17 protein-coding genes are annotated in these 18414 nt (G+C 73.4%); 4 read left to right on the plus strand and 13 right to left on the minus strand.

The features are described 5' to 3' along the window. Positions 1–109: 109 nt before the first annotated feature. Positions 110–655 (minus strand): hypothetical protein, encoded by a 546-nt coding sequence (locus D1781_RS15345; protein ID WP_147392116.1) that lies wholly within the window; start codon positions 653–655, stop codon positions 110–112. Between the two features lie 118 nt (positions 656–773). After that, positions 774–1769 carry a stage II sporulation protein M gene (locus D1781_RS15350; RefSeq protein ID WP_119483074.1) on the minus strand — a complete coding sequence of 332 codons (996 nt, stop codon included), beginning with the start codon at positions 1767–1769 and terminating at the stop codon, positions 774–776. 106 nt (positions 1770–1875) lie between these two features. Between D1781_RS15350 and D1781_RS15355 the strand changes: the two genes are divergently transcribed. Then, a complete protein-coding gene (locus tag D1781_RS15355) occupies positions 1876–2697 on the plus strand; it encodes an RDD family protein (protein ID WP_119483075.1) in 822 nt (273 codons plus the stop codon). A 5-nt stretch (positions 2698–2702) separates the two neighbouring features. Here D1781_RS15355 and D1781_RS15360 read toward each other — a convergent pair whose 3' ends face one another. The 3 genes from D1781_RS15360 to D1781_RS15370 form a co-directional block, all read right to left on the minus strand. Continuing rightward, positions 2703–3848, minus strand: coding sequence for a hypothetical protein (locus D1781_RS15360; protein ID WP_119483076.1), 1146 nt, complete (start codon positions 3846–3848; stop codon positions 2703–2705). Positions 3849–4012: 164 nt separating this feature from the next. Continuing rightward, positions 4013–5515: an adenosylhomocysteinase gene (ahcY, locus tag D1781_RS15365; protein ID WP_119483077.1), complete on the minus strand. Its 1503-nt coding sequence runs from the start codon at positions 5513–5515 to the stop codon at positions 4013–4015. A gap of 166 nt (positions 5516–5681) precedes the next feature. Then, the gene (locus D1781_RS15370) at positions 5682–5903 is read right to left on the minus strand and encodes a DUF3499 family protein (RefSeq protein ID WP_199706635.1); all 222 of its coding nucleotides are present in this window, start codon (positions 5901–5903) and stop codon (positions 5682–5684) included. Positions 5904–5975: 72 nt separating this feature from the next. On the opposite strand from D1781_RS15370, the gene D1781_RS15375 reads away from it, so the two are divergent. Beyond that, the gene (locus D1781_RS15375; protein WP_119483078.1) at positions 5976–6416 is read left to right on the plus strand and encodes a metallopeptidase family protein; all 441 of its coding nucleotides are present in this window, start codon (positions 5976–5978) and stop codon (positions 6414–6416) included. Positions 6417–6544: 128 nt separating this feature from the next. Further along, a complete protein-coding gene (locus tag D1781_RS15380) occupies positions 6545–7333 on the plus strand; it encodes a polyprenol monophosphomannose synthase (RefSeq protein ID WP_407641671.1) in 789 nt (262 codons plus the stop codon). 45 nt (positions 7334–7378) lie between these two features. Here the strand turns inward: D1781_RS15380 and D1781_RS15385 are convergent, their stop codons facing one another. The 6 genes from D1781_RS15385 to D1781_RS15410 all read right to left on the minus strand — a co-directional run bounded on the left by D1781_RS15385 (position 7379) and on the right by D1781_RS15410 (position 15578). Beyond that, positions 7379–8611, minus strand: coding sequence for an acyltransferase family protein (locus tag D1781_RS15385; protein ID WP_119483080.1), 1233 nt, complete (start codon positions 8609–8611; stop codon positions 7379–7381). 94 nt (positions 8612–8705) lie between these two features. Next, the gene (locus D1781_RS15390) at positions 8706–10247 is read right to left on the minus strand and encodes a DUF5719 family protein (RefSeq protein ID WP_119483081.1); all 1542 of its coding nucleotides are present in this window, start codon (positions 10245–10247) and stop codon (positions 8706–8708) included. Next, positions 10238–13270, minus strand: a complete 3033-nt coding sequence (locus D1781_RS15395) for a glycosyltransferase (RefSeq protein WP_158590120.1) — start codon at positions 13268–13270, stop codon at positions 10238–10240. The genes D1781_RS15390 and D1781_RS15395 overlap by 10 nt, the downstream gene beginning before the upstream one ends. A gap of 139 nt (positions 13271–13409) precedes the next feature. Further along, positions 13410–13730: a WhiB family transcriptional regulator gene (locus tag D1781_RS15400; protein WP_119483083.1), complete on the minus strand. Its 321-nt coding sequence runs from the start codon at positions 13728–13730 to the stop codon at positions 13410–13412. Between the two features lie 485 nt (positions 13731–14215). After that, positions 14216–15175: a UDP-glucose 4-epimerase GalE gene (gene galE, locus D1781_RS15405; RefSeq protein ID WP_119483084.1), complete on the minus strand. Its 960-nt coding sequence runs from the start codon at positions 15173–15175 to the stop codon at positions 14216–14218. Positions 15176–15239: 64 nt separating this feature from the next. Then, positions 15240–15578 (minus strand): hypothetical protein, encoded by a 339-nt coding sequence (locus D1781_RS15410; protein WP_119483085.1) that lies wholly within the window; start codon positions 15576–15578, stop codon positions 15240–15242. Positions 15579–15657: 79 nt separating this feature from the next. On the opposite strand from D1781_RS15410, the gene D1781_RS15415 reads away from it, so the two are divergent. Further along, positions 15658–16350: an SOS response-associated peptidase gene (locus D1781_RS15415; protein ID WP_119483086.1), complete on the plus strand. Its 693-nt coding sequence runs from the start codon at positions 15658–15660 to the stop codon at positions 16348–16350. 105 nt (positions 16351–16455) lie between these two features. On the opposite strand, the gene D1781_RS15420 is transcribed toward D1781_RS15415, so the two are convergent. Further along, on the minus strand, positions 16456–17325 hold the full coding sequence (locus tag D1781_RS15420; protein ID WP_158590121.1) for an endonuclease domain-containing protein: 870 nt from the start codon (positions 17323–17325) through the stop codon (positions 16456–16458). A 325-nt stretch (positions 17326–17650) separates the two neighbouring features. Then, on the minus strand, positions 17651–18388 hold the full coding sequence (locus tag D1781_RS15425; protein WP_119483410.1) for an HAD-IIB family hydrolase: 738 nt from the start codon (positions 18386–18388) through the stop codon (positions 17651–17653). Positions 18389–18414: the final 26 nt, after the last annotated feature.

An 18414-nucleotide genomic window follows, 5' to 3' on the forward strand; every position in this document is an offset into this window, starting at 1 on the left:
GAGGTGCAGAGGCCAGCACGTGCCAGCGCGCCTGAACATGGTGGAGAAGCCGCCCCCGCGACATCTGCGCTACCAGTGACAGAAGCTGTGATTACAGCTGCCACCACCGCTAGCAGATTGAGTCGCCTGCCCAAGTTCCGTTCTCCATCAGGATCACCCTGCGATTCCGCACGGCGAACGAGGGCAAAAACGTCTGCCGCCCTGGCCTACTTTTTGGCGTCACGTCCTTGCCCGCCTCATTCACAAGCCGCACGTCCGAGAGGTCGATACATGCGTATGCCGTCAGCTTGCCGTCGCGAAGGTTGGCCGACTGCTGCTGGAACTTGATCAGCTTGGTTGCCCCGGTGGTGTGAAGTCCGCGAGCAGACAGCTGCTCAAAGGACTTCGACTCCTCCTCGTATGCTGCGGTTGAGAGATAGGACCGCAAGCGCGAGTAGCCCTCGTTACCGGCCTCCGAAACGACCTCGAGGTCATTCAGGTAGCGGCGATAAGTCGCTTCCGCGCTACGCACAAGACCCTGCTCGTTTAATGTCTCCTGCGTGACCGAAGTTTCCTGGGGCGACTGCGTCGGCACGGTCTCCGGGGTGCATCCGGCGAGTACGCACGCACCCACCGTCAGAGCAAGCGCCGCTGCAAGGCGCACCCTCCCGATCACACGGTCAAGTTAGGCCACACCCGCCGCCCCAGACGAGGGTTCTCCACAGGCCACCGGCTCGAGTTACCAGTTCTTGCGGGTCGAAGGCCCCTTCAGGTCGCGAGAAGTGGCAACTCGGTCAGTCGGCGATGATGCGGCGCGCGCCCGCGGCGAAGGGGTCGAGGTCGCCCGTCTCCCCCGCGCGCACGGCCCGGCCCCCGACGAAGACCATGTAGAAGAGGAACGCGGCGAGGGCGAGCGCGCCGATGCCGATCTTGACCGGCCAGGGCAGCGGCGAGGGCGTCACGAAGCCCTCGAGGATGCCGGATACGAAGAGCGAGATCGTCAGCCCGACGGCGATGATGAACATCGCCCGCCCGTCCTCGGCGAGCGCCTGCCCGCGGGTCCGCGCTCCCGGCGCGATCCACGCCCAGAACACCCGCATCCCGGCGGCCGCGGCGACGAAGACGCTGGTCAGTTCGAGCAGCCCGTGCGGCGCGATGTAGAGGAAGAACGTGTCGGCGTGGCCGTAGCCGATGAGGATGCCGCCGGTGAGGCCGACGTTCATCGCGTTCTGCAGCAGCACGTAGGGCACGTAGAAGCCGAGGATGCCGAAGGCGATGCACTGCGCGGCGATGAACGCGTTGTTCGTCCAGACCTGCCCGGTGAACGAGGCCGCCGGGTTCTCGCTGTAGTACGCGGTGAAGCCGGTGTTCACGAGCTTCCGCAGGTCGGCGTCCGTGCCGAGCGCGGCGCGGACCGACGGGTCGTTGGCCGACCAGACGCCGTAGGCGACCGCGACGACCGCGCTGGCGGCCGCGGCCCAGAACGTCCACCACCGCACGCGGTACAGCGCGGCGGGCAGCTGCAGGAGGAAGAACGCGGGCAGCTGGCTCACCACGTTGCGGCCGGTGCCCGTGAACCGCATCCGGGCACGTGACAGCGAGACCGACAGCCGGTCGCCGAGCGGCACGGAGCCGGCGGTCGTCGTGATCTCGGAGAGGTCCGCGGCGCCGTCCTGGTAGCGGACGATCAGCTCGTCGCTGTCGCGGCCGTCGAGCCGCCCCTTGCCGGCGAGCGCGTCCAGGCGCTCCCACTCGGCCTGCCGGGCGGAGCGGAGCGCGTCCAGATCCACAGATGGAGCCTACGGGCACCTCCTGCAGCCCGCGCGGCGCCTCGGGCCCCAGAAGACGGGAGGAGGCGAGCGCCCCGCGGTCGCAGGGCGCCGGTAGGTTCGGGGCGTGGCCGACACCGCTCCGGACGATCTCGGCATCGTCACGGGCGAGGCCGTCGCCCTCGAGGTCCGCTCGACCAGCTGGCCGCTGCGGGCGCTCGGCGCGCTCATCGACTTCCTCTGCGAGCTCGGCCTCTTCCTCGCGCTGATGTTCGGCGTCCTCGCCCTGCTGGACTTCGACCAGGCGCTCTCCCGGGCGCTGCTGATCATCGACCTCGTGCTCTCGTTCGTGATCGCGCCGACGATCCTCGAGACCGCCACGCGCGGCCGCTCGGTCGGCAAGCTCGCGATCGGCTCGCGCATCGTCCGGGACGACGGCGGCGGCATCGCGATGCGGCACGCCTTCATCCGCGCGCTGAGCGGCGTCGTCGAGATCGTGTTCACGCTCGGCGGCCTGGCCGCCGTGGTCGGTCTGCTGAACCGGCGCGCGAAACGGGTCGGCGACCTCCTGGCCGGCACGGTGAGCCAGCACGAGCGCGTCCCGAGGCCCGTCGAGAACGCGGTCGGGGTGCCGGACTCGCTCACGGAGTGGGCCGCGATCGCCGACGTCGCGCGCCTGCCCGACCCGCTCGCCCGTCGCATCGCGGCCTTCCTGGCGCAGGCGCCCCGGATGGTACCCGCGAGCCGTTCCCGCCTCGCCTCGGAGCTGGCTGCGGAGGCGGCGCCGTACGTGGCACCGGCTGTCGAGACGTCGCCGGAGCTGCTGCTCGCCGCGATCGCCGCGATCCGGCGCGACCGGGAGTTCACGGCGCTGATGCTCGAGCGTCAGCGCTTCGAGGACCTCGCGGCGACGCTCTCCGCGACGCCGCACGGCTTCCCCGACCGCTGAGCCGTTCAGCCGACCGGCAGCTCGACCCGCCGCTCGGTGCCGTCCGCGAGCCAGGTGACCTGCACTGACACCTTCCGCCCTTCGACCCGGAGGACGGAGAACGGCAGCGAGCCGCCGGGCTCGACCGGCTTCCCGCGCGTCTCCACGGGCCGGACGAGGTGGCGGTCCTCCCCCGCGCCCTCGATGACCGCCTGCTCCGCGGTCGCGCCGCCGACGTTGACCGCCTCGTAGCGCTGCCGGCCGACCGCCCGCACCTCGAAGCGGGCGGGGCCCGACGGCCGCTTCGTCGCCCGGTCGGGCGCGGAGTACGTGCCGCGGGAGCGGGAGGGCAGCGGGATCGCGCCCGTTCGGAGGGCCTCGGCCCAGTCCAGGGGCGGTGCGTCCCGCGCGCCCGCTGTGACCTGGCCGGTCGCGGAGCGGACCGTCGGCTCCGGCTCCGGCTCCGGCTCGGGCTCCGGCTCTGGGCGGGGCTGCGGGGCCGCCGCGGGCTCAAACTCGGACTCGGGCGCGGGCTCGGGCTCGGGCTCGGACTCGAGCTCGGGGGCCGGCTCGGGCCCCGACTCCGACCGGAGCTCCGGCTCCGGTTCGCGCTGCTCCTCGAGGTCTGAGACCACCGCGGGCGCCGGCGCCGGCCGGGGCTCGGGCTGCGGAGCGGAAGCGGCCGGGCCGGGTGCCGCGATCACCGGAGCAGGAGACGCCGGCGCCGGTGCGGGAGCAGCGGCCGGCTCCGGTGCGGCCTGGGCAGCAGACCCGGAGGCAGCGGGCGCCGGCGCGACGGGAGACTCGGTGATCGGCGGTCTCGGCTCGACCACGCGCTGCTCGGTCGGCGACTCGTCGACCGGCGTCTGCGCGACCCGCGGCGGCAGCATGAGCGGCCCGGTCGGCAGATCGGCGACGTCGCCGAGCGACCGGACCTGCAGCGCGTTCAGCCGGTCGACCACGTTCTGCGCGGACCGGGCGGCCTGCTCCGCCTGCGTGCGCGCCTGGAGCGCCGCCTCCTCGGCTGCGGAGGCGCGCTGGCGGATGAGCGTCGCGCGCCGCAGAGCTGCTGTCCCCTGCACGTACCCGATGACGCCGCCGACGAGGCCGAGCGCGCCCAGGACGACGGCGATGATCGACACGATCAGCGCCGCGGACGCGTTCTGCTCCACGGCTCAACGCTATCGATCCGCCGACGACGTCCGCAGTCCCCCGCCTCCGGTCGCCGAGGCAGGAGCACGACAGCAGGACGGAACGACATCGGCAGGACAGGAACGCTCGTCCTGTCCTGCCGATGTCGCAGGGTCCTGCCGTCGTGCTCCGGCGAGCCGGCGGGTCAGTAGCGGTAGGTGTCCGCCTTGAAGGGGCCGTCGCGGTCGACGCCCAGGTAGGCGGCCTGCTTCTTCGAGAGGCGGGTCAGCCGCACCCCGAGCGCGTCGAGGTGGAGGCGGGCCACCTCCTCGTCCAGCGCCCGCGGCAGCGTCGCGACCGAGACCGGGTACGCCTCCGGAGTCGTCCACAGCTCGAGCTGGGCGAGCACCTGGTTCGTGAAGCTCATCGACATCACGAACGACGGGTGCCCGGTCGCGTTGCCGAGGTTCATCAGGCGCCCCTCGGACAGCAGGATGATGCTGCGGCCGTTCGGCAGGCGCCACTCGTCGACCTGCGGCTTGATGCGCACGCGCTCGGCGCCGTCCAGCCGCTCGAGGCCCGCGACGTCGATCTCCGTGTCGAAGTGCCCGACGTTGGCGACGATCGCGAGGTGCTTCAGCGACAGCATGTCGTCGACGGTCACGACCTTGGCGTTGCCCGTCGCCGTGACGACGATGTCGATCTGGCCGGCGACCTCGGACAGCGGGACGACCTGGAAGCCCTCCATCGCCGCCTGCAGCGCGAGGATCGGGTCGATCTCCCCGACGATGACGCGGGCGCCCTGGCCCTTCAGCGCCTCCGCGGCGCCCTTGCCGACGTCGCCGTAGCCGACGACGTAGGCGGTCTTGCCGCCGATCAGCACGTCGGTGCCGCGGTTGATGCCGTCCACGAGCGAGTGGCGGATGCCGTAGCGGTTGTCGAACTTGCTCTTCGTCACCGAGTCGTTGACGGAGATCGCGGGGAACAGCAGCTCGCCGTCGCGGTCCCACTCGTGGAGGCGGTGCACGCCCGTGGTCGTCTCCTCCGAGACGCCGCGGATGTCCTGGGCGATGCGCTGCCAGCGCTCCGGGTCGCGGTCGAGGGAGCGGCGGAGCACGTCGAGGAGCGCCCGCTGCTCGACGCCGTCGTCGTCCTTCGTCTCCGGCACGCGGCCGGCCCGCTCGTACTTGACGCCGCGGTGCACGAGCAGGGAGGCGTCACCGCCGTCGTCGAGGATCATCGTGGGGCCGATCCAGTCACCGCCCTCGGCGACGGCCTCGGCCGACCAGTCGAAGATGCGGTCGGTGCAGTCCCAGTACTCCTCGACCGTCTCGCCCTTCCAGGCGAAGACGGGCACGCCGCGCGGGTCCTGCACGGTGCCCTCCGGGCCGACGACGACGGCCGCAGCCGCCTCGTCCTGCGTGGAGAAGATGTTGCAGCTCGCCCAGCGCACCTGCGCGCCGAGGGCGACGAGCGTCTCGATGAGCACCGCCGTCTGCACCGTCATGTGCAGCGAGCCGGCGACGCGCGCGCCGGCGAGCGGGCGGCTCCCGGCGTAGCGCTCGCGGAGCGCCATCAGCCCGGGCATCTCCTGCTCGGCGAGGCGGATCTGATGACGACCGGCCTCAGCGAGGTCGAGATCGGCGACCTGGTACTCCAGGGTCGGACTGTCGGGCTCCGAATCGCGGGACGTGTCCAGAAGAGTCATCCGGACATCATCCCAGACGTCGCGCCTCCCGTCAGGCCGCTCGCGCACCTTCACGGATCCGCAATTCCTCCGCGACACGCCGGGCACGACGGACCGGCGCACGGCGTGTCGGGCCGGAACTGCGGATCCGCGTCGGAAGTGCGGATCCGCGGAGGAGCGGTGCGGGTCAGTAGGAGGGCTCGTCGGCCGGCGCCGTGATGCGGAGCACGCTCCAGCCCTTCGGCGCGGACATCCGCTCCGCGTGGTGCTCGCACAGGTCGTAGCTGTGCGGCTCGGGCGACGCGGACAGCGGGCCGAGCACTGCCATCGAGTCCGCGTAGACGTAGGTGAGGGTCGCGACCGCGGGCTCGCGACAGGTCTGGCGCGAGCAGGGGCGGATGGTCACCACGCGCGCATGGTAGGCACACACCCGCGGTCACGATCCCGTTGCCGCCCGGCGCGGCGCGTACCATCGCTCGACATGGCCCGCTCCGGTCGCGTATCCCACGCGCCGTCTCAACGGGGCGGGTTCCGGAATCGGCACGGCCGCGGGCTCCGCTCCTCCGTCACCGGGCCGCACCTGCCCGTGCTCCGCACCCGCGCGGAGACCTTCGAGGGCGCGGTCGCCGAGACCGCCGACTACCTCCGCGGACTCTGGCCGGAGGACCTCGCCGACGTGTCGTTCGAGATCGCCGGCATCCCCCGCGCGGTCGGGCCGAGCGGCCTCGACCGGTGGTGGGTCGACCAGCACGCCCGGCGGATCGTGCTCTACCGCCTGCCGATCGAGCGGCTCTCGCACCTCCACGTCGACGACGAGGCGCACCAGCGCATGTATGTCGAGAGCTGCGTGTTCCGCGCCGTCGCCGAGCTGCTCGGCCGCGACCCGTGGGACCTGGCGCCGGACCGCTTCCGGCACTTCTGAACGCGCGCCGCCCGCGAACTGGGTGCAGGCCGACCGCGCCCGACACCCTGACGGGTGCGCCGCGCTCCCCCGGCGCGCGTGGGACCATGCCATCCGCATCGCGTGCCGGAGATCCGAAGGAGGGGGACGTGAACCGAGCCCTGGTCGTCGTCCCGACCTACGACGAGCGGGAGAACCTTCCGATCGTCATCGCGCGCACCCTCGCCGCGACCGGCGACGACGTGCACCTGCTGATCGTCGACGACGCCTCCCCCGACGGCACCGGCGCCCTCGCGGACGAGCTCGCCGCCGACGAGCCCCGCATGCACGTGCTGCACCGCGCGGGCAAGGAGGGCCTCGGTCCCGCCTACCTCGCCGGGTTCGCCTGGGGCCTCGAGCGCGGGTACGACGCGATCGTCGAGATGGACGCCGACGGCTCCCACCACCCCGAGGACCTGCCGCGGCTGCTCGCCCAGCTCGCGGACCACGACCTCGCCCTGGGGTCCCGGTGGGTGCCCGGCGGCCGCGTCGAGAACTGGCCGCGGCGCCGGTTGCTGCTGAGCCGTGGCGGCAACTGGTACACCCGCGTCGCGCTCGGCATCGACGTGCGCGACGCGACCGGCGGGTTCCGCGCCTTCCGGGCGAAAGCGCTCCGCCGCATCCGGCTGCAGGACGTCGCCTCCCACGGCTACTGCTTCCAGGTCGACCTCGTCTGGCGGGCCCTGCAGAGCGGCCTCCGCGTTGTCGAGGTGCCGATCGTCTTCACCGAGCGGGTGCTCGGCGTCTCGAAGATGGACGGCGCGATCGTGCTCGAGTCCCTCCGGCTCGTCGCCTGGTGGGGCCTGCGTCGCCGGGTGCGCGCCGCCTACGAGCTCGTGGTGCACCACCGCCGGCTCGGCTCGGTGCGCGCGAACAGCTCCCGCGTCGACGCGGTCTGAGCCGACGCGGTCCCAGTCGACGCGGTCCGAGTCGACGCGGTCCGATCAGCCGCGGCGGTCGGCGCGGACGTAGCGCTCGACCGCGCGCCCCGCTCCCCGCTTCGCGGCCCGCGCGACCTTGTGCAGCGGCTTCTCCACGAGCCGGAAGAAGCCCCACCCGGTCAGCACGGCGAGCGGCACGCCGATCAGGCCGACGACCGGCCAGTTCCAGTCGCCGAGCAGGAAGGCGAGCGTCGCCAGCACGGGCAGGTGCACCAGGTAGAGGCTGAAGGAGATCCGGCCGAGGAACTGCGGCACGCGGCGCTCGAGCAGGTGCCGGAACCGGGTCGCCGCACCGGCGCAGACCACCACACCGACGGCGCCGAGCGCCTCCATGCCGATCAGGGCATGGCTCCCGTCCGACCCCATCGGGACGATCGGCGCGAGGAGGAACTCGCCGACGAGCAGCAGCGCGCTCAGCACGAGGACCACGACGAGCACCCGCTTGGCCCCGCGGGACTCGCTCCAGCCCTCGATCGCCCGGAGGCGCACGGCGACGAGCACGCCGAGGAAGAAGACCGGCAGGTACTCGAGGGGCTGGATCCCACCGACCGTGCCCGCGACGCCGAGCCCGACCGCGAGCAGCCCGGCGGGCAGCCACCACCGCTGCAGCAGCACGGCGACGACGAGGAAGCCCGGCAGCAGCAGGGAGAAGAGGAACTCCCACTTCAGCGTCCAGAGCACGTTGTCGTACGGGACGACCTGCCCCATGAGCGAGAACTGCACGACGAGCCGCGGCCAGCTCCAGTCGGACTGCACCTGGCGCGCGAGCCAGCTGTCGCCCGTGACCTGCTGCGGCAGGCGCGGCACGATCACGAGGAGCAGGCTCGCGAATGCGATCGCCGCCCACGCCGGCAGGAGCAGGCGGACGACCCGGCTCGCGACGAAGCCGGGCCACGAGAAGTCGACCCGCTTGAGGGCCGGCAGCACGACGACGCAGCCCGAGAGGACGAAGAAGACGAGCACGGCCTCGTGGCCCGCGGTCAGCAGCTTCAGCGGCGTGCGCTCGAGCCACCACCAGGCGCTCAGCGGGGCGGGCTCCCCCGGCGGCTGCGACACCGGCTGCGCGATGAGGAGCACGTGGTGCAGCACGACGATGAACGCGGCGACCCCGCGGAGGCCGTCGAGCGCGTGCAGCCGCTCGCGGTTGCGCCGACGCGGCACGACGGGCTTCGCGACGACCGCGGAGGGCTCCGGCGCACGGCCCTGATCGGGCTCGGACCGCACCTCGACCGTCATCGGCCCGCCTCCGGCTGGGCGACGGGTCTCGGCATGCGCGAACGGTACCCGACGGGCCTGCGGCGACCAGGCGTGTGCGGCTTCCGATCGCGCATCAGCGCGTGATGCGGACCGCCTCCGCCGCCTGGTCCGCCGCCGAGACCGGGTACCCGGCGACGGCGTCCGCGCCGGCGTAGCTCATGCCCGCCCGCAGGCCGCCGGCGCCGCGCAGGACGAGGAGGCCCGTCGTGACGGGGACCGCGATCGATCCCTTCGCCGGCACCTTCACCGTGGCCTCCGTCGCGCCGCTCAGGCGCACCGTGGCCGCGGCGCCCGTGCTCGCGAGGGTGAGGACCGGGGACGGCGCGTCGACCACGGCGACGGCGGCGGTGCCGCTCAGGCCGGGGGCCGCGGCGAACCACGCCAGGTCGATGCCGCGGGCCGTGGAGGTCGAGGAGGGGTCGGCCTGCGCGGACGACGTGGAGGTGTCCGCCGGCCCGTCGCCGCCGACGAGACCGGCGTCGCTGCCGAACTCGGCGCCGCCGTCGGTGCCGCCCGTACCGGCGGCCGGCGCGCCGTCCTCCGGGGTGCGGGAGGCGCCCGCGTCGCCGACGACCGCGGTGCGCACGCCGGTGACCACGGGCTGCTCGGCGGTGACGCGGATCGTGTAGGTGCCGTCGGCGAGGCCGTTGACCGGGAAGTCGGTGACGACGCCGGCGGCGACGCGGCGGCCGACGGTCACCTTCTGGCCGCCGCCGTCCGGCGTCGCGGTGATGGAGACGTCGGTCGCATCGGCGCCCGGCACGAGCACGCGGACGACGGTCTGCAGGTCGGCGAAGTCGTCGGCGCGCTGCGCGACCGCGACCGCCGCGGCGCCCGCGACGCGGACGCCCGGCACGACCTGGACGCGTGCTGGCGCGGTCGTCGGGCCCGTCATGTCCACGCCGCCGGACTCCAGGCCGCGGACGGTGCGCTGCTCGAGCGCGGCTCCGACGCGGCCGCCCGTCGAGGTCACCCGGACGACGGTGCCGCCCGCGGACGGCGCGACGCCGGCCAGCGACACCGCCTTGCGGCCCTTCGCGGGCACGACCAGGTCGCTGAAGGAGGCGGCGTCGACGGCGCCGTTCTCGGTCCAGACGCGCACGCCGACCTGCGCCGCGACGGGCGACGGGTTCGCGAGGGTGAGGACGGTGGTCCGGCCCGTCGTCGTGGCGCCCGCCGCGAACCAGACGTCGCTCGCGGGAGCGCTGCAGGTGGTGGCGACGAGACCCGCCGCGTCGCCGACCGTCACCTGCTCGGCCTGGGCCGCGGCGATGGCGCCCGCGGAGCTCGCGGCCGGGGCGCTCAGGGCGCGCGGTGCCGTGCCGCCCTTCACCTCGCCCTTGCCCAGCGCCGTCGACTTCGGCTTCGTGCCGCCGACCGTGCCGGTCACTCGCTTCGGCGAGCCGGTCGCGCTGAGCGCGTCCGCGTCGGCGGGGTCCGCGCCGACCGCGATCGCGGGGCCCGGGCAGACGAGGGACTGGGGCGCGGACGACGGGGTGGCCACCTGTGCACTGTCGCCGGCGCCGAAGGCGGGCAGCTGCCCGACGATCCCGGCGGCCAGGGCGCCTGCGGCGACGAGCGCGGTCGCGCCGAGCACGCGTGCGTTCACCGCCACGAGCCCACCTCCTCGCGGGCCGGGGCGCCGGCGGGCTGCAGCTCGCGGGCCATGACCTGCTCCGGGGTCCGGACCACGGGCTCGGGGCGCGGCGCGATGGACCGCACGTCGGCCCGCGGCGCCTGCACGGCGGGCAGCGGCCGAAGGCGCTGGGTCAGCCGCGAGGTCGGCAGGGCGAGCAGGGCGGTCACGCCGAAGACGATGCCCTGCAGCAGCAGGACGAGGACGCCGATCGGGCTGCCGGTGTTCGACGGCCCGGTGAGCAGGCGGATCGGCCCGGTCGTCCTCAGGTCGTCGAAGCGGTAGAGCGTGCCGTCGGCGGTGGTCGACACGACGGAGAGCAGCGGGTTCGCACCGAGCGCGCCGCGCGCCTCCGCGAGGGCCGACTGGGCACCGGCGCCGCCCTGGAGCAGCACGTACCCGATGCGGTAGGCGTTCAGGCTCGCGGCGAGGTCGTCGCCGGTCGGCTGCACGAGGCCGGCGGCGAGCCGGGCCAGGCCGGTCGTCTCGCCGAACCCGGCGGTCGTCTGCAGCGTGCTCAGCGTCTCGAGGGTCCGGCCCTCCCCGCGCGTGAGCCGGCTGCGGTACCCGCCGTCCGACTGCGCGGTGAGCGTGAGCATGCCGAGGTCGGGCGTCTCGGCGCCCTCCGCGGCCACGAGCGCCGGCACGGTCGCGGTGCTGCCGGGCTTGACGTGCGCGGTGCCGAGCAGCACGCCGACGAGGAGCGGGGACACCGCGGCGGCGATCGCGAGGGCGGCGGTGATGCCGATCACGGCGGCGCCACCGGCGCGGACGCGGCCGGGCGTGCGCCCGCCGCGACCGATGGGCAGGTTCGCCGCAGCGGCGAGGCGGTCGAGCCCGCACACGGCGGCCTCGAGCGCGGCCAGCCAGGCGAGGCTGAGGCCGGCGCCGGGCCACACCGGGATCGGCGTCGACCCGTCCGCCACGACCTGCAGGCGGGTCGCCAGCACGGCGAACACGAGGCCGCCGACCCCGAACACGCCGATGCGGATCGGGACGCTCTGCTTCGGCCAGAACAGGCCGATGAGGGCGAGGAGCAGCAGGGGCACGCCGAGCGCCCAGACGAAGGCCGCGGAGGCGCCCGCACCGAGGCCCAGGGGCGCCGTGAGGCCTTCCCAGGCGTCGCTCGCCCACGAGGGCCAGCCCGACGCGAGCTGCAGGACCGTGAAGAGGCCCTCGGGCAGCCCGAGCAGATGGGCGCCTTCGGCCGGCGCGACGACGGGGCCGGGGTCGGCGAGCACGCCGATGAGGCGGCCGTTCATGGCCTGCTCCGCGATCAGCGGCAGGAACAGCACGGCGGCGGGGATCGGCAGCGGCAGGATACGCGCGATGCGGCTCCGCTCCCCCGTGCGCACGGCGAGGCCGAGCGCGACGGCGGCGACCCACGCGACGAACAGCAGCGGCAGCAGGACGGGCGAGCAGGCGGCGATCAGCGCGCCGAGCAGGCCGAGCCATGCCGCCGCCGTCCACGAGGAGCGCACGCGGAACGCGGCGAGGAGGACGAACGGCGCCGCGAGGTGCACGAGCACGCCCCCGATTCGCCCGGTGTCGAGCGCGACGACGAGGGTCGGCGCGAAGGCCCAGAGCAGGCCGCCGACGACGCGGAGCGGGCGCCGCTTCGTGAAGCGGGCGGTGGCCAGCCAGCCGCCCGCCGCGGCGATGGGCAGGGCGAGCAGCCAGAGCCCGACGACCGCGGCCGAGGGATGCCAGAACGTGATCGAGCCGAGCACGGCCAGGACCGCGTTGAAGGGGTCGGCGGGGCCGACGAAGCCGCCGCCGAGCGGGTGGACGCCCCAGCCGACGTTGCGCCAGAGCGACTCGATCGATCCGAGCGGCAGCAGCTGCCCACCCGTGATCGCGGCGGCGCCGACGAGGGGCTGGAAGAGCACGACCGCGAGCGCCCCCACGGCCAGCACGGTCGCCATGCCGCCGCTCGTGAAGAAGTGGAGCGACTCGTCGTGGTTCGCGGGTCTGCCGTTGTCGCGCGCCAGCGCCCTCCGGTGGCGCACCTCCCGCCACGTCTGGCGGAGCGGCGCGATCGCGGCCCAGCCCGCCTGTCGGTCGCGCGCGATCCGTGATCGGGACCGGGCGATGGCCGCGAAGCGGGTGCCCATCACGACGAGCGCGGCGAGCAGCTCCGCAGGCGCGGAGCCGGGTCGCTTGCGGAGGATCTGGCCGAGGGCCCGCACGACCGCGATCGGCAGGATCGACAGCCAGTGCAGGGGCACGAGCGGCAGCGCCGCGTAGACGAGGCGGCGGTGCAGCTGCGCCTCGCGGGCGAGGCGCACGCGGCGCGCCTCCGTGGTGGAGGCGCCGAGCAGCCGGGTGCCGGGGGCGTCGGGCCCGGCGGAGCGCACGCGCGCGTTCGGCACGAGCGCGACGCGGTGGCCGGCGAGACGGGCGCGCACGCAGAAGTCGAGGGCGTCGTCGATGGCGGGGAGCGCCCGGTCGAAGCCGCCCAGCTGCTTCCACGCGGCGGCCTGCACGAGCATGCCGCCGGCGGCGACCGCGAGCACGTCGCTGTGTCGGTCGTACTGGCCCTGGTCGAGCTCCGGCTCCGCCATCTCGACGGCAGTGCCCCAGGGCGTCATCGTCTCGCCGTAGGAGTGGAGGTAGGCGGGCGCGTCCCACTGCATCTGCTTGGGGCCGGCCACGACCACGGAGGGCGCCGCCTCCACCGCCTGCAGCAGCCGCTCGAGCGCGGCGGGCTCGGGGGCGTTGTCGCTCGCGAGCAGCCACAGCCACTCGTGCTCGGTCGCGTCGATGCCGGCCGACTTCACGCCGGTCTCGACCGCGTGGCCGAAGGTCGCCCGGACGGCGACGCGCGCGTGCACGGTGGGCTCGACGCCGTCGATGATCGTGCTCGTGACCGGGCTCGTGCCGAGCTGCACGACGACGAGGCGGTCGGGCAGCCGCGTCTGCATCGTGATCGCATCGAGGGTGTCACGCAGATGGTCGGCCCCGTCCGCCGCGATGAGGATCGCGGTGACAGATCTCGGCACCGGGACACGGTAGGTGCCCCCTCGGCGTGCCGCCGCGCCGCCGCGCCGGACGGTTCGCATCTCCATAGGAGCGCCCGCAGACACGGGAAGGGCCGTGGACCCCATGGTCCACGGCCCTTCCCGATGGTCGTGCGGCGCCTCAGGCCGTCTTGCGCAGCTTCCGGCGCTCGCGCTCGGACAGGCCGCCCCAGATGCCGAAGCGCTCGTCGTTCTGCAGCGCGTACTCGAGGCACTGCGACTTCACCTCGCACGAGGAGCAGATCCGCTTCGCCTCGCGCGTCGATCCGCCCTTCTCGGGGAAGAACGCCTCAGGATCGGTCTGCGCGCAGAGCGAGTCGGCCTGCCAGCTCAGCTGGTCGCCCTCGTCGTCGGCGACGCGACGGACCTTCGGCACACCGAGCTCGACCGGGTCGACGAACCAGTCGGTCGGAACGGATGCCTGATAGGGGGAAACGGTCATCGAAGATCGTCCTCTCAATGCTTCCGGAGCCCCGCGCTCCGAAAGCGTGGGGGTAATTACACACAGGTGATTCAGAACGGCGCAAGGCCGAATGCGTGCACGGATCGCGAGGGCGTGCACGACCTGCGGTCCTCTCAGGCGGCCCGGAGGTGGCGGTTCACGCGCCGTCGAGAAGCCTTGAAACGACCTGGGACCCGCCGCTGTGACCAGGCATTCTTCTTCGATGCCCCCTCAGGAACCCGGGTAGCGGCGTCAACCCTCAACGGGGGGTCGAATGCTTGCGACACGCCGATAACGACAGTCGCTTCGTAACACGACCGTTACATCCGAGTTCCGCGTGTCGGCGGGAGGTTCGAATCCGTGTTCGACGCATTCCGAATTCGGAACGCCGGTCGCCCCCCCCGAAGAGGGGGCATGCTTCACGCTTCGATGCAATTCGGCGCCCTATCACGGCCGAATAACGGGTGTCGAATCCGACACGCCGGTCACGCCGCGCGGCGGGCCTCCCAGGCGGAGGAGACCATCTCGCGCAGGGTGTGCCGCATGCGCCAGTCGAGGTCGCGCGCCGCGAGCTCGCCCGACGCGACGATGCGGGCGGGGTCGCCGGGGCGCCGGGGAGCGATCTCCGGCGTGAAGTCGATGCCGGTCACATCCGCCACGGTGCGCATGATCTCGCCGACGCTCACGCCGTCGCCCGACCCGAGGTTGTAGACGGGCTCGACCGGCTCCCCCGCCGCGAGGCGGCGGGCCGCGGCCACGTGCGACACCGCGAGGTCGGCGACGTGGATGTAGTCGCGCACGCACGTGCCGTCCGGCGTCGGGTAGTCGTCGCCGTTGATTCGGGGCGTCCGCCCGTCGAGCAGGGCGTCGAACACGAGCGGGAAGAGGTTGTGCGGGCTGGTGTCGAAGACGTCCGGCGTCCCCGACCCGACGACGTTGAAGTAGCGGAGCGCCGTGTGGTGCAGCCCGACCGCTCGGCCCTGGTCGGCGAGCAGCCACTCGCCGATGAGCTTGGACTCGCCGTAGGGCGACTCCGGGCTCTTCGGGGTCGCCTCCGTGACGAGGTCGACGTCCGGCGTGCCGTAGACGGCGGCCGACGACGAGAAGACGACCTTGTCGACGCCGGCGTCGGCCATCGCGGCGAGCAGCGTCGCGGTGCCGGTGACGTTCTGGGCGTAGGTGTGCAGCGGCTGCTGCACGGAGACGCCCGCATACTTGAAGCCGGCGACGTGGATGACCCCCTCGACCTCGTGCTCCTCGAAGGTGCGGGTGAGCAGCTGGCCGTCGAGGATGCTGCCGCGGACGAACGCGACGCCCTCCGGCACGAAGTCGCGGTGGCCGCTCGAGAAGTCGTCGATGACGACCGGCGTCAGGTCCGCGTCGCTGAGCGCGCGCACCACGTGCCCGCCGATGTAGCCCGCGCCGCCGGTGACCAACCACGTCATGAGCGCGACCCTATCGACGGGGCCGGACGCCGTCGCGGGGCCATGCCGTGTTCCGTGGAGGAGTTCAGTGGAGGATCCCGGCGGCGACCGTGGCGGCTGCGGCGACGGCGACGAGGATCGCGACGGGAAGTCGCGGCGCCGCTGAGCGGGGGCTCGGGACCCGCTGCGCGGCGGGCGCGGCGACGGCGGCCTGCGCCTCCCGGAACGTCCGGTACGCACCGATGAGCTCGCTGTCCGAGCCGGTGGCGATCCAGCGCCGGCCGCGCTCGACCGTGCCGAGGTGGCGGCCGTCCCGCCGGGCGGCCCAGGCGCCGTCGCGCATCGCGCGCCAGACGACGTCGGCCTGGCCGTCCTCGACGGCAGGGGCGGAGGCGGTCAGCGGGGCGCGCATCGTGATCGTCATGGCCGTTCCTTCCTCCTCCCGGACGCTAACGGGAGGCTCGGACGTGCGCGTGAACAGCCGGTGAAGGGAGGATCGAGCCATGTGCGGGCGCTACGTGGTGACCAAGGCCGTGACGGATCTGCTGCCGGAGCTGATGGACGGGCTCGGCGGCCTGCCCGACGACTACAACGTCGCGCCGACCGCGATGGTGCCGGTGGTGCGCGACCGGCACGGCGAACGGGCGCTGCCGGAGGTGAAGTGGGGCTTCCTCCCCTCCTACGCGAAGGACGTGAAGCAGCGGCCGCAGCCGATCAACGCGCGGATCGAGACGGTGGCGACGTCGGGCATGTTCAAGCGGGCGTTCGCGCGGTCGCGCTGCATCGTGCCGGCGCTCGGCTACTACGAGTGGGTCGTCACGCCGACCGGCAAGCAGCCGCACTACATCCACGCGCCGGAGGCGGGGCTCGCGATGGCGGGCGTGCTGTCCGCGTGGGCCGACCCGACGAAGGACCGCGACGACCCGGACCGCTGGCTGATCTCGATGGCGATCATCACGAGGGACGCCCACGTGGCGCCAGGCGAGGTGCACGACCGGATGCCGGCCTGCCTCTCCCCCGAGGGCTACGCGACCTGGCTGCGCGAGGACGCGTCGTCGGCGGACCTGCTGGACCTGCTCGAGGACGAGTCGCTTGCGGTGGCGCAGACGCTGGAGCACTACGAGGTGAGCCGCGACGCGAACAGCGTCCGCAACAACGGCCCGGGCCTCATCCACCCCCTCCCGCCCGCCTCCTGACCTCTCTTCCTCTCCGAGCGCGGACTTGTCACTCGATGCCCTTCCCAGGCCTCCTCGAGGGCGACTGGTGACAAGTCCGCGCCTCAGCGGGCAGTACCGAGCGTCTCAGCGGGCGAGGGCGGCTCGAACGCGCTCGACGGTCTCGGCCGGGCGCAGCTGCAGGTCGTCCTTCGTCACTCGCACGACCCGCCAGCCGAGGTCCTGCAGCCGCTCGTACTTGAGGATGTCGTCGCGCATCGCCTGCTCGTCGAAGTGCTGGCGCCCCTCGTACTCGACGACGACGCGCTGCGCGACGAAGACGAGGTCGCATTCGCCGACCCGCAGGCCCGCCTCGTCGAAGATCTCGCGGTTGATCGCGGGCTCGGGCAGACCGGCCTGAACGAGGAGGCGTCGCAGGCGGGTCTCCATCGCCGACCGCACGCCCTCGCGCAGCAGGGGCAGCGCTCGGTTCAGCAGCTGCTGGCGCGGGCGGCCGCCGACCGCCACCGCCGACTCGAGCTCGTGGAGCCGCCGCGGACGGCGACGGTTCTTCGCGAGCAGGCTCTCGCCCGCCACGACGAGGTCCTCGAGGCCGAGGATCTGCGCGAGCTGGCACCACGTCTCGATCTCGTCCGCGACACGGACCCCGAGGTGGAGACGGACCTGCCCGGGCCGCGGGACCAGCTGGTGCCCCTTGACGAGGTGGTCGCGCGGCGCCCGGACGCCGGTGGGCACGGAGACGTGGAGGAACGGGCTCCGCTCGAGCGCGCTCGGCAGCCAGATGCCCCCCAGCAGCGCCGCCGTGACGTGCGAGAAGAAGGCCGCGGGGTGCATCTTGACGGCGCAGGTCCGCGTGCGGTCGAGCACGCCGTCGAGCCGCCCCGCGGTGCGGACGCCGCGGAACGGCGCCGCGAGCCGAGCGCCTCGCAGCTGCTTCGCCGTCAGGCCGCGAGCGGCGGCGTCCCGGACGTGGAACGGTCGGTCGTCGATCTCCATCCGGCGACGATGACGCCGCCGGACCTCCTCCGACGGGCCGAAGTCGCGGCCGTGCGGGCATCTCACCCTGCGGAGGGAACGATCCAGCGCGCGCTTGTCACCAGGTGCCCTCTCGAAGCCGCCGAAGGGGCGGCAAGCGCCGAGTCCGCGCTCCAACCAACGCGGGCTTGTCACCAAGTGCCCTTCTGACCGCTGAAAGGGCATCACGCGCCAAGTCCGCGCCTCGTCGACGCGGACTTGTCACCAAGTGCCCCTCTGACGGCGCAGGAAGGGCATCGAGCGACAAGTCCGCGCTGCAGCCAGCCCGCGGACACCGCAAGGCGGGTCAGCGGGCGGTGATCGCCTCGATCACCGAGACCGTGTCCTCCCAGCCCTCGACGGCGACGGTAGGGACGCCGAGCGCCTTCACCGGGTAGTCGTTGCCGTCCGGGTCGAGGCGGTCGCCGATGAAGAGGGTCTCGGCGAAGGGGATGCCGGTCAGCTCCGCGAGCCGCCGCATGCCGTACGCCTTGTCGATGCCCCGCCGCGTGATGTCGACGGAGGTCGAGCCGCCGCTGCGCACCTCGAGGTCCGGAAGGCGCTCCTGCACCGCCGCTCGGATGCGGTTCTTCTTCTCCCCGGTCGGGTCCCACGCCTTCTTCTCGTCGAGCGGCGCCTGCTGCCCGAGCGCGGAGTAGGTGATCTGCGAGCCGCGGTCCTCGAGCGCCGGCCCCCAGGTCTGCTCGGCCCAGAGCTCGAGCCGCTTCGTCTCCTCCTCGACCGCCGCCATCGCGCGCTGCTTCTCGTCGTCGGTGAGGTCCTCCGCGTACACGCAGGTGAGGCCGTCCGCGGTGAGGCGCCAGTACTGCGTGCCGCAGGTCGGCATGAGGTGGAGGCGGGCCGCGAGCGCGTCGGGCAGCTCGCCCAGGCGCGCCACCACCTGGGTGCGGAACTGCTCGATCTGACCGCCCGAGATCACGCAGACCTCGGACACCTCGAGCAGGCGCAGCAGCGCCTCGCGGACCGGGTCCGGCAGCGGCGCCTTCGACGGCGCGAGGGTGTCGTCGAGGTCGAAGGCGGTCATGCGGGGGCGGAAGGGCACGGTCGTCA

Source organism: Amnibacterium setariae, from assembly GCF_003581425.1.
Taxonomy (GTDB): domain Bacteria; phylum Actinomycetota; class Actinomycetes; order Actinomycetales; family Microbacteriaceae; genus Amnibacterium; species Amnibacterium setariae.